The following is a 12,021-nucleotide window of genomic DNA, read 5'->3' as shown; positions in this document are numbered from 1 at the left end:
CTATGTTTAAGGAGTGTCTTGTGCAAAGAATCGAAGTGATCACTGGCGAGCAGAAGCGACGCCGTTATACTGCCGAAGAAAAATCCCGTTTTGTTGCGCTGTCCATGCAACCCGGCTATTCCGTTTCTCTGGTTGCCCGGCAATATGGCATTACACCCAGTCTGCTTTTTAAATGGAAACGACTTATGAACGAAGGTGGCCAATCTGCGATCGCTGCTGGCGATGACGTTGTCAGTGTTGCTGAAGTTAAGGCACTGGAAAAAAAGGTAAAACAGCTTGAGCAGATGCTGGGACGTAAAACAATGGAAGCCGAAATCCTCCGCGATGCGCTGGAGATAGCGCAGTCAAAAAAGTTGATATCGCGCATGCCATTGCTGCCACCGGACGATATCCCCTAATCCGGATAACACAGGTACTGCAGGTATCACGCTCTAATCTTTATGAACGCCTGAGTGGGCAGCGACTGCCCCGTATGGCGCGTTACAGCAAAGAAGCGGATGAGGAATTATTGCCATCAATCAGACAGATATGCAGCCAGCGCTCGACAAATGGCTATCGCAGGGTCACCGCACATCTGAATCGCAGGTTAAAGGAAGACGGTCGCCGGGTAAATCCAAAGCGGATATACCGGATCATGAAACACCATAACCTGCTGCTGGCAAAATCGGGTCATGAGAAAAAACACCGCAACCATACCGGTAGTGTGATCACACTGAAACCGGATACCCGGTGGTGCTCTGACGGCTTTGAAATCCGCTGCTGGAACTAAAATTAAGATAAAATTCACACACCATTAAAGCGAGCAGCTCAGTCAGATTAGTTCTAGCCCTGTATCGTGACGGTATCAGGTCTAAGCTAATACATCAAAACACAGTGTTTTTGGCCTGCTTCGCTTTTTGAACATAGTGCGCACGGTATATTATCTTTTTCCTAGGGAAGGTAAACCGCCGGATACAACAATCCTACGCCCGCCAATGTATTGGTCCATAATGTCTCGTGAACTGACATTTCTGGTCTTTTTCCCCTTCGCCGTTACTTTCTTGTTTTTGCTAGATTTGCTTTTTGCAGCAAGCCTTTTCTTGGCATGGGCAAGCAGAATGAGCCGCCCTGACATCAAACTCTGTCTGGAAGTATCCGCCGCATCATAGCCATTCACGATGGCCATTATTTCTTTTTCGATTTCAGATAACGTTTTTTCAGCAACGAATTTCTCTACTACAGCGGAGTATTTTTTATCGAGCGGTTGAGTTATCGCCCATTGATAGGAAATCGTCGTTACACTGTTTTTCTTTGAAGGATTACTACTGATGGAAGAAGAGCTTCGTCTTTCTGAATGGGCTTTATTTATATGCTTTTCTAATCTTTTCGCGTCTTTGAGAGAAACGTTACATACTGGACATTTGCAGGTTTGACGGGCAATAAGCGGTGCCTCAGCTACCGGCTTAGCAAGATGAGGTGCCATCTTCCAGCCATGATTGGTTAGCAAATGACTGGACAGCACCGTCACCTCAACTGCAGTATTACACAGAGCACATATGATTTTTTCCATATTCTCCTCCCTCAAGCGATGGATGTTGCAGGACAGAAGCATCGCACGCCATTATGTTTAGCTTGTCATTATCATCCCAGCCATCCCATCCAAACGCTTCTTGATCTTCTCCCAGTCAGGCATTACCTGCCCCATGAGCCGGTAGAAACGTTCACTATGGTTATGCTCCGCCAGATGACATAGCTCATGCAAAATAACGTAATCGATGCACTCACGCGGGGCCTTTACCAGATTGGGATTCAGGGTCACCCTTCCATTGGGGGAACAACTCCCCCACTGAGTCTGCATGGTAAGAATACGCAATGGCGGTGAGTCACTGACCCATAACGCTTGCTCCAGCATAGCGCTCAGCCTTTTGGCGAAGACTTCGCGGGCCCGAGCCTTATACCAGTCAGTCAGCAACTGCAGAACCTTTTCAGCGCTCTTATGGCGTAAGGTGACTTCCAGCTTGCCACGCAACATTTTTACGCCCTGAGCCTCAGAGGGAGCCACTATCACCTTAAGCATGTATTGTTTACCCAGGTAATAGTGGCTCTCGCCGCTGATATACTGTCGTGGGGTGACATATTCCAACTGCTTGCGGAAATCCCGCAGCTGCTGATAGATCCAACGACCGCGCTTTTCAACAGCGTTCAGAACCTGTTGATCATCGGTATCCTGCGGCGCGGAGACCACAACCCGGCAGTCAGGATGAACTTTTATCAGAATGCGCCCATTCACCAACGGTCGGGGTTTACGCTCGAAGGTAATGCGTTCATCACCGTAGATGAAGCTAATGGATCTTTCGCCCATGCTTTAAACTCCGCTCAGCCCTACACGAGTTATCTGGACAATCATTTCCACAATCTTTTTCGCCTGGTCCATTCCGCCACCTATTGCCTTACACTCTTTAAACATCATCGGTAAAAGCTTCTTGCGAATATCAGCCTCGATATTTTGCGGATTGATCGAGTTCTCAGCCACTGAGATATCAACAGCCTGGTCTACTTCAAAAGCAAGCTTCACCCACTTATCGATAACCTGAGAATCGGTAATGGCAAAAACCTCCGGCAGTACTTTTTTGTACACGCCGAAGTAAGCCTGTGCATGGTGGTTACCAGCAAATACGTCGGGTATTTCGTTCAGCCGCCGTTCCTGTACTTGCTCCTCAAACTCACGAAATAGCATGTACTGCTTGAGAGGGTGATCAAACAGTTTTTCGGCCTCTTCAATAGCCAGACGCAGTAACTTCGAGAAGGCTTCCTGGGCATAAGGATCATCACGTAAATCCTGCTCAATCATCCGGGTTACGCGGGTTTTAATAATATCCGTTTCGTTGCGAGTTTTATCCTCACTCCACTCTTCGGGCCGTTGTCCCATTTTGCTGACTTCATACACTCCATCAGGCTCGCGGACTTCTACACCAACAACGTGTTTATCCAGCAGCTTTTTAACCTGTTCTGTGTACTGATCATAATCTACCGTCTCACCGGCATCCTGCTTCACCAGCTGGCGTAAGCTGGTAAATTGCCTCAGCGTCTCTTTGTAGTGCTGGCGATCATCTTCGCTGAAACTCTTATCCTCAAAGAAGGTAGCTGACTGCAACGCCACTTTCAGGCAGCTGGCAAATTGCGTGAGTGCCTCATAAAAGTCCTCACGGACTTTAAGATGAACATCAACCATTTCGCCATACTTTTCTTCCGTGCGCGGCACCAGCACCTGACGAAGCTGCTCAATATCGTTTTTGTTTTTTACACCGGCGAAAATTGCCCACAGATTTTTATACAGCTGGGGAAGCCGCTTGTACTCTGTACTCATCTGACCATATAACCCGGCCAGATCGTCAATATCAAAACCACCCTGCGTGCGGGATGCCAGCTTCTGATAATCCTCAATGGTGGTATCCAGATCTCTAAGGATGCCCCGATAATCAATTAACAGACCAAATTTTTTCTTAGGGTGGAGGCGGTTAACACGAGCTATGGCCTGAATCAGATTATGCCCTTTAAGAGGTTTATCGATGTAAAGCACGACATTTTTGGGTTCATCAAAGCCGGTAAGTAACTTATCGACAACAATCAGTAGCTTCAGCGAATCATCTTTATCAAAACGATCAATGACATTGCGTGTGTAAACCTGTTCATCCTGAGAGCCAACATTATCTTTCCACCATTTGGTCACCTCAGGGATGCTGGATTCATCCACCTCGGTATTCCCTTCCCGCGTGTCAGGCGAACTGATCACCACCGCAGACTCAAATAGCCCGGCTTCATCAAGATACTTTTTGTATTTGATTGCAGCTACTTTGCTGTCACAGGCGAGTTGCCCCTTCAAACCATCGTCGATATTTTTGACAAAATGGTTGGCGATATCCAGTGCAATTAGGTGAATACGATCGTCAGCATTATAGACCTGCCCTTTGTTAGCTGACTTACGCTTCAAATCGGCTTTTTGTTTTTCCGTTAACCCCTCGGTGATACGGTCAAACCAACTATCTATCGCTCGTTCATTCACGTTCAACTCGGGTCGTCGCTCCTCATAGAGAAGCGGAGTGACGGTCTTGTCCTCCACCGCCCGCTGCATGGTGTAAGCATGAATAATGGGGCCAAATTTATTCGTGGTCTTATCATCTTTCAGCAACGGTGTACCGGTGAAAGCAACAAAAGCTGCGTTGGGTAGAGCCAGCTTCATACGTTGATGACTCTCACCGCCATGGCTACGGTGGCCTTCATCAATCAACACTATGATATCAGAGCTGGTATTCACGCACTCGGGCAGGCGGGTGGCCGTGTTAAATTTCTGAATCAACGAGAAGAGAATGCGCTCAGTCCCCTTGCCTATCTGTTCGGCTAAACGTCTGCCTGAGGTGGCAATGGCATCGGCTTTATCCCTTTTACCTGCCAGTTCCCCGGTTGAGATAAAGGTGCGACTGAGCTGGTTTTCCAAATCGACGCGATCGGTTACCACGATGATGCGGCACTGCTTGAGAGTTTCACTCAGAATCAGCGCCTTGCTGAGGAAAACCATCGTCAGCGACTTACCAGAACCCGTGGTATGCCAGATAACCCCACCATTGCGGCTGCCATCAGGGTTCTTCGTTTCTATCCGCTGTAGCAGCCGTTTGATACTGAATACCTGCTGATATCGGGCAATAACCTTACCGGCTCTCTTATCAAACAATGTGAAGAAGCGAGCCATATCCAGCATGCGCTCGGGTAACAGCAGGCTTATAAGCAACTGATCCTGGCCCGTTAAAGCTAGCTCGCTCCCTGCGATCAGGTTCTGATACCATTCCAGGCATGTAACCGGGCGGTGGCTGAAGATTGAATCCATCTGCTGCGCGGTAAGCTTACGGTTTTTGATGGCAAGCATCTCTAGGTCGGAGATATCTTCTTCCCGCCATGTCGCCCAAAACTTAGTCGGTGTTCCGCAAGTCCCGTATCGCCCATCATGACCATTTATCGACAGTAAGACCTGGCTATAGGCAAACAGTCGCGGAATTTCATCATGACGCTGGTTCCGCAGGCTTTGTGAGATCCCCTCGTCAATAGTCGGTCCTTTTTTAGCATTGCCGTCCGGGCGCTTAGCCTCAATGACTACCAATGGAATACCATTCACAAAGCAGACAATATCTGGCCTGCGCACCTCAATGCCGTTAGCGCGTGTCACACTGAATTCTTCGGTGAAAACAAAGCTGTTGTTTTGCGGGTTGTTCCAGTCAATCAACGAGATTGTTGGGTTCACCCGCTTACCATCGATAAATTCCGTCACTGAAATGCCGTACAACAAGTGGTTGTACAAATGTTCATTGGCGGTAATTAATCCCTGGTTCAATGCAGGGCTGTTAACTTCGGCGATAAGGCTCTCAATCGCTTTGTCGGAAATGACATGCTCTTTACCGGCATAGATAAACGTTCTCTTGGCTAACTGTTCACGCAAAATCTGGTTTAAAACCACCTGATCTGCCTTGCCTGCTCGCGCAGACATGGCTTGCTGAGGTGAAATATACGTCCAGCCTAAATTGCTCAAGAGAGCCAGCGCCGGGAGCTTAGCACTGTACTCTTCCTGGAATTTTGGCGCGATTTGCATGCTCATGATGTTCCCTTATCTTTATCGGCTTTCCAGTGCAGTAGCTCGGTAATATCCTTTTCACCCTCGGCCTCTTTTAATAAACGCCGTTGCTCTGCAAATCTTGCATATTCACCCTGAGCTTTTTCATCTGCCATTTTCTTACTGACAGTGCCAGCACCCTGTAGCACATTGCGGTCGTTGAACTGCAGGAATTGATCCAGCTTCTCCTGCCAGTCCTGTAAAAAAACCTGCTGACGTCGCAGCGCCTGATCTTCGGCATAGTCCAGCCACATATTCACTACACGGTTCAGCTCACTGACCTCTTTTTGGGTCAGGTAATTCTTAGCAACCGTGACATCGCCTTTTCGCACGTCACTGCCTTTATAGCTGGTGAGCCCCATATGAGGCTGGCTGGCATCTGCCCGCTGGTGGATCAGCTCAGCGGCTGTACGCCCAGTGCAGGCAAAATGCAGTTTGTTCTGGATGGTTTGAAAGAAGAGGGTGGTCTCTTTCAGAGTCGGCTGATAATCAGCAGCCAGCGCGAAAATCTCCCGCACACGCAGATAGACGCGCCGCTCGCTGGCACGAATATCTCGGATACGTTCCAGCATCTCGTCAAAGTAGTCGGGCACCACAGAAGAGCCAACGGGCGGATTCTTCAGCCGCTCGTCATCCATCACAAACCCTTTAATCAGATATTCCTGTAGGGTTTGCGTGGCCCACTGGCGGAACTGAGTCCCCCGAACTGAGCGAACACGATAGCCTACGGCCAATATGGCTTCGAGACTGTAGTGCTCTATCTCTCTGGAAACCTGACGTTTTCCTTCCTGGCGAACTATCCGGAATTTCCGGATAGTTGAATTTTGACCAAGTTCACCTTCAGAGAAGATATTGATCAAATGTTCGTTGATAGTACGAACATCTTTATCGTATAGCTCAGCCATGGATGCCTGAGTAAGCCAAAGCGTATCTGACTGAAAGCGACATTCAACGCGTGCGCGACCATCCTCGCTTTGAAATAGCAGGAATTCACCTGCTGGTGGTTGAGGTAAGTTTTTATCAGTCATGCAACCTCCATATTCACCCGGCGTTTACCGGTGAGCAGTTGCTGCATCAGGGCTTTCTTTTCTTGTTTAAGATGGTGGAGTTTTTGTTGTAAGAGTTCAATTTCCTGATCTGCACACGAAAGGATGGAAGCGATCTTTTTTTGTTCCGCTAATGTTGGCAAATGCAACTTCATCTTTTGAAACATAGGCAAACGTAGAGATTTTACCGTTGAACCTACCGCTTGAGATAAAAAGTGAGCCCTGAAGTAGTGAATAGCATAGAAAAGATATTTCCCGTCACAGGTTGGAAAATCCATAATTGCGTATGTTCGCTGGTGAAGATCAAATTTACCAACGAAATATTTTGGAATAAAATCCTGACCTTCACCAGGAACGATGATAGCTTCACCATCGAACAAATATCTGTCACTAGAGCGTATATCTTCTGAGCGATCGAAAAATGTATACTCGCCTTCCAGGGTAGAGTCCTGCCGATTAGAGCTACCAGTTGTAATTTTTGCTATATCACCTAAGAAAACCATCTCCCATTTCTTACTACAGTTTTGAAATCGTCTTTGACCTGTGAGTAATTGTTGCATCAACACTCTCTTCTGCTTCTCGCTAATGGTCAGAAGTTTTTTGGTAGTAGCTATTACCTTATCCCAAGCATAAAGAACTTTGGCTATTTTTTTTTGTTCTTCTAAAGGTGGAAGTAATAAAGGTGTTTTTTCTAAAGATTTTTTATTAATTTTCACCATCGAGCGACTACTTCCAGCGGCGCTGTTTCTGAGATAATTCCTGACATCATAGCTTTTTAATTTTTGTTCAATAAAAAGTGGGTCAACTTTATTCTCATCAACTCGAAATCGCATCATCAGATCTGGATATGAACAGTTTTCTATCTCCCCTTTAAATAGTATTGAACGGCCAACTTTTTCGGGGGTGTTAGAACGACTAACTAAAAAATCCCCTGGTTTAAGAAGTGTTTGCATCACTTTTACATTAGGTTCAACTGGTTTAACACCTAAGAGATTAATACCATCATCACCTAATGCAGCAAGGCTAAGAATCCAATAACCAGTATCGACTCCTGCGGGTAGAGGTGAGTATCCATTTCTGATCGGCCCAAATAAAATATCTTCAAGATGTCTCTTTTCCCACCCATTAGGCACCATAGCCAAGCTCCTCTAAACACTTAGCCATTTCAATCTCCAATTCTACAAGTTGAGCATTCAGTTGTTCTCGCTCGACTCTTAAAACTTGCAAATCAATTATTTCTTCTGGCTCAGAAACGTCGACATAGCGTGAAACATTAATGTTGTAATCGTTATCTCGGATTTCTTGCAGACTGGCAAGATAAGCATATTTATCAATGCTATCTCCATTTTGATAAGCTTTAACAATATCTTTAATGTTGTCACTAGTAAGCTGATTCTGATTCTTACCCGGTTTAAACTCACGGCTAGCATCTATAAACAGTACCTTATCGTCGATCTTTTGCTTTTTGAAAATCAAAATTGCTGCGGGGATACCAGTACCAAAAAACAGTTTTTCGGGTAACCCAATCACCGCATCAAGCAAGTTTTCTTCAATTAACTTCTGACGGATTTTGCCTTCGCTAGAGCCACGGAATAGCACACCATGAGAAACCACTACGCCCATACGCCCAGTCTTTGGCTTCATGGTTTCGATCATATGCAGAATGAACGCATAATCGCCCTTAGTTTTAGGTGGCAGGCCACGGCGGAATCGTCCAAAATGATCGTCAGAAACATCCTCAACCCCCCACTTCTCCAGTGAGAATGGTGGGTTGGCAGTAACCACATCAAACAGTATCAGATTGGCATTTTTATCAAGTAACTTGGGGTTACGGATCGTATCCCCCCACTCAATTTTATGATTATCCTCGCCGTGCAGAAACATATTCATTTTAGCCAAAGACCAAGTTGAACCTATTGCTTCCTGCCCGTAGAGCTCATAATTCTTGCTATGGTACTGTTGAGTTATCCACTTTCCACACTTCATTAGTAGTGAAGCAGATCCACATGCCGGATCGCAGATGGACTCCCCAGGCTTCGGATCAAGCAAAGCAGCAAGCAAATCTGAAACCTCAGGTGGTGTGTAGTATTCTCCAGCTTTTTGTCCACTGTTCGCAGCAAATCTACCGATGAGATATTCGTAAGCATTACCAATCACATCCAGACCACCAACACGGCTTGGTTTTAAATTCAGCTCTGGATCAGTGAAATCCTCAAGAAGTTGTTTAAGAATAGAGTTCTTTTGTTTCTCTTCACCTAATTTATCGGTGTTAAAAGAGATATCTTGGAACACGCTTTTTCCGCCATCTTTTAGTTTGGTTCCGTTGGCTTCCTCAATAGCGTGTAATGCTTGATCGATGCGTTCACCGTTTTTGGGTTCATTTCGACGCTTAAGAAGCTCATAAAAATTAGCTTCTTGTGGGAGAACGAAACGCTCCGTCTTCATCATTTCTGCAATTAACTCAGACTCATTCTGATACTGAGACTCGTATTCATCATAGTGATCCTGCCAAACATCCGAGATGTACTTCAGAAACAGCATAGTAAGAATAAAATCTTTATAAGTATCAGGGCTGATAGTGCCACGGAAAGTGTCACATACGCCCCATAGCACGCGGTTGATGCGGTCCTGATCGATCATATTGCTCATAACAAGTTAATCCTTAAGTAATTTTTGCAAAATACCAAGCTCAAGCTGATGGCGATTTTTCTGTAACTTATTGATAAGTTCATCTTCTTTCTGCCATATCCGTTGGAGCTCGATAAGCTGTAATTGAGTTTCAAGAGGGGGAACCGGGATAGCTACATCCAGCAGCGCTGATTTAGTTATTAACTGAATGTTGGTGCCACTCCGATGAAACCATTGCTGGATCGTCGGATGGTTTAGCAACCAACACAGGTATTCGGGGACAATCTCACGCTCTTGTCTTCTGAGGCTAACAATCAGGAACTGGCTGGTAGCAACCACAGGAACCGGGCCACGATATACAACTGCCAGATTACGATTCCCTCTGGCGGCAACAACAATCTCCCCCTGTTCAAGAAATGGGGGAGAGATGCGTTGTTCCCATACAACAGTAGGTAGTGCTTTGTGATTGAACTGCCAGTCCTGATCGAGGTCTTTAATCTGTAACAGACGCACATCTCCTTCAGGGTCAGGCGTGATTGCTCCCCTTAGAGTGTGGCCTGAACGGATGCCTGCAATTTGGCCTAACTTTTTTAAAGATGTTGGCATACGGGCCCCTGATTCATTGCACCATCCCTGGCGCATCTATTCTTAAGCGTGGCGATTATAAGTTGTTTTTAAGCCATTGAGATATCTTGTCGGGAAGCCCATACCACGCACCGTCTCCCCGCAAACCAGTGACGAGTAAACCATCATCGTTATCTATAACGGCTTTGAGATAATCGCGAACTTGAGTTGCCGTTTGCTCGGTGACAATAATCCAGGTTGATTCCAGAGGATGACACCAGGTCCCATAAGACTTGATGCGCTCAATGAGCGAGGCATAATCTTTCTGCTTTCGCAGATCGTAAGAAATTTGATAAGCTGGCATAGATTTGATCTCCTAATTTAGACGTTTGGGTTTGAGTCAACGCGACAGATTGCAGTCTGTCGCACCTCATCACTCAAATCTGTAGATCTCGTACAGAGTTAAAAGTGATTTGGTAAAGCTATGATTGAGCAAAAAGAACAGAATGTAAACTAAAAAATAATGCAGTAGCAGGTCTACAGATAAGCGTCATCATAATTTATGTGCAAAAAAACCGTTCTTTCGCGGCTTAACTAATTGATTTTATATAAATTAAAAAAAACCAAACAAGAATGAAATATGCGCAAATATTTTTAAAGACTGGGCACTTTTATGCAATTTTGTTAAATAATCTGTGTGATATCACTTAACATTGACGCAAGCTTGTCTCATACACGTGCACCATCTCCCTTCTTACCTCCAGATAGAGCGCATATTTATACATGCCACAAATGGCTTTCCGTTTGGTGGATACCAAATCGTTCTCGTTTGCTAAATTTACACAGTCTTCAACTTAGCAAAGTCAAACGGACTAATTGATTTTTCTCGATTAATATCCAGATAATCCGCCCACCACTGCAACATCAACCTCCTCTCCCCCAAATGCTCCGCCTTATGAATGTAAGCCGCACGCACTGAGTTACGTTCCTGGTGACTCATCTGCCGCTCTACCGCATCTCTTGACCACAATCCCGACTCAATTAATGAACTACAAGCCATTGTTCTAAAACCATGACCACATACTTCAACCTTCGTATCGTAGCCCATGACTCGTAGTGATTTATTAACTGTGTTTTCACTCATCGGCTTACGCGGATCATGATCACCAACGAAGATCAGCTCACGGTTTCCACTCATGCTTTTGATCTTTTCCAAAATGGCGAGAGCTTGACGCGACAAGGGAACAAGATGAGGCGTACGCATCTTCGAACCACGCTGAGAATGCTTGACTCCTTCCAGTGGCTCACGCTCGCCTGGAATCGTCCACATGGCCGTTTCAAAGTCTACTTCTGACCAACGGGCAAAATGCAGCTCACTTGAACGGATGAAGACCAACAAAGTGAGTTCAACAGCCAATCGAGTTAAGGGTCTGCCAGAATAGTGATCTATGCGATGAAGTAATTCTGGAATACGGTTCAGTTCAAGAGCAGCACGATGCTGTCTTTTCGCCGTAGCAACCGCACCGGCAATATCTTGAGCGGGGTTGTAGTCGATTAACCCACTCTGCACAGCAAAGCGCATAATCGCGGTAGTACGCTGTTGTAAACGGGCGGCGACTTCAAGGCGTCCGGATGACTCGACTGCTTTGATGGGTACAAGTAGGTCTCGCGTTTTCAGTTCTGCTATGTTCCGCTTACCAATGGCAGCAAAGAGATTATCTTCGAGACTTTTTAATACACGAGCGCTATGCGATGCAGACCACTTTTGATTGCTGGCGTGCCAGTCTCTGGCAACCACTTCAAACGTTATTGCCTCTTGCTCCTCCTCTACCTTAACGGCTTTCTTATTCTCACTGGGATCGACACCATTAGCTAACAGCTTACGGGCTTCATCCCTGCGTGCTCTGGCATCCGCCAGCGAAACTTCAGGGTATTTCCCCAGCGCCAGCATCTTCTCCTTACCGCCAAAGCGATAACGAAGCCGCCAATATTTGGAACCGTTAGGGTGAACCAGCAAAACCATGCCTTCACCGTCAGTCAGTTTATAGGCTTTTGCTTCAGGCTTAGCCGAACGAACCTTCACATCACTCAGAGCCATAGTGAGTATCCTTTCAAGGATTCTGTGTGGGTACAAACATTATCGAA

At 46.0% G+C, this 12,021-nt stretch carries 9 protein-coding genes and 1 pseudogene; 1 reads left to right on the top strand and 9 read right to left on the bottom strand.

What is annotated here, in order from left to right; all coding sequences use genetic code 11:
- Nucleotides 1–20: 20 nt before the first annotated feature.
- Nucleotides 21–766, top strand: a pseudogene (locus tag EO763_RS23475) (transposase); the annotation flags it as partial.
- A gap of 153 nt (nt 767–919) precedes the next feature.
- On the opposite strand, the gene EO763_RS02170 reads toward EO763_RS23475, so the two are convergent.
- The 9 genes from EO763_RS02170 to EO763_RS02130 all read right to left on the bottom strand — a co-directional run bounded on the left by EO763_RS02170 (nt 920) and on the right by EO763_RS02130 (nt 11,974).
- The gene (locus EO763_RS02170) at nt 920–1,549 is read right to left on the bottom strand and encodes a hypothetical protein (protein ID WP_161527939.1); all 630 of its coding nucleotides are present in this window, start codon (nt 1,547–1,549) and stop codon (nt 920–922) included.
- Between the two features lie 57 nt (nt 1,550–1,606).
- A complete protein-coding gene (locus EO763_RS02165) occupies nt 1,607–2,341 on the bottom strand; it encodes a M48 family metallopeptidase (protein ID WP_161527938.1) in 735 nt (244 codons plus the stop codon).
- A gap of 3 nt (nt 2,342–2,344) precedes the next feature.
- Nucleotides 2,345–5,623, bottom strand: coding sequence for a type I restriction endonuclease subunit R (locus tag EO763_RS02160; RefSeq protein WP_161527937.1), 3,279 nt, complete (start codon nt 5,621–5,623; stop codon nt 2,345–2,347).
- Nucleotides 5,620–6,666 (bottom strand): virulence RhuM family protein, encoded by a 1,047-nt coding sequence (locus EO763_RS02155; RefSeq protein ID WP_161527936.1) that lies wholly within the window; start codon nt 6,664–6,666, stop codon nt 5,620–5,622. Before EO763_RS02155 ends, EO763_RS02160 begins: the two co-directional genes overlap by 4 nt.
- Nucleotides 6,663–7,820, bottom strand: coding sequence for a restriction endonuclease subunit S (locus tag EO763_RS02150; RefSeq protein WP_161527935.1), 1,158 nt, complete (start codon nt 7,818–7,820; stop codon nt 6,663–6,665). Before EO763_RS02150 ends, EO763_RS02155 begins: the two co-directional genes overlap by 4 nt.
- On the bottom strand, nt 7,810–9,333 hold the full coding sequence (locus EO763_RS02145; RefSeq protein WP_161527934.1) for a type I restriction-modification system subunit M: 1,524 nt from the start codon (nt 9,331–9,333) through the stop codon (nt 7,810–7,812). Before EO763_RS02145 ends, EO763_RS02150 begins: the two co-directional genes overlap by 11 nt.
- A 6-nt stretch (nt 9,334–9,339) precedes the next feature.
- Nucleotides 9,340–9,918, bottom strand: coding sequence for a restriction endonuclease subunit S (locus tag EO763_RS02140; RefSeq protein ID WP_161527933.1), 579 nt, complete (start codon nt 9,916–9,918; stop codon nt 9,340–9,342).
- A gap of 55 nt (nt 9,919–9,973) precedes the next feature.
- A complete protein-coding gene (locus EO763_RS02135; protein ID WP_161527932.1) occupies nt 9,974–10,240 on the bottom strand; it encodes a hypothetical protein in 267 nt (88 codons plus the stop codon).
- A 474-nt stretch (nt 10,241–10,714) separates the two neighbouring features.
- Nucleotides 10,715–11,974, bottom strand: a complete 1,260-nt coding sequence (locus EO763_RS02130; protein ID WP_161527931.1) for a tyrosine-type recombinase/integrase — start codon at nt 11,972–11,974, stop codon at nt 10,715–10,717.
- Nucleotides 11,975–12,021: the final 47 nt, after the last annotated feature.

It is taken from the genome of Pectobacterium odoriferum (assembly GCF_009931295.1).
Lineage (GTDB): Bacteria > Pseudomonadota > Gammaproteobacteria > Enterobacterales > Enterobacteriaceae > Pectobacterium > Pectobacterium odoriferum.
The sequence above is the reverse complement of the archived record's forward strand: the minus strand, read 5'-3'. Positions and strand labels throughout refer to the sequence as shown.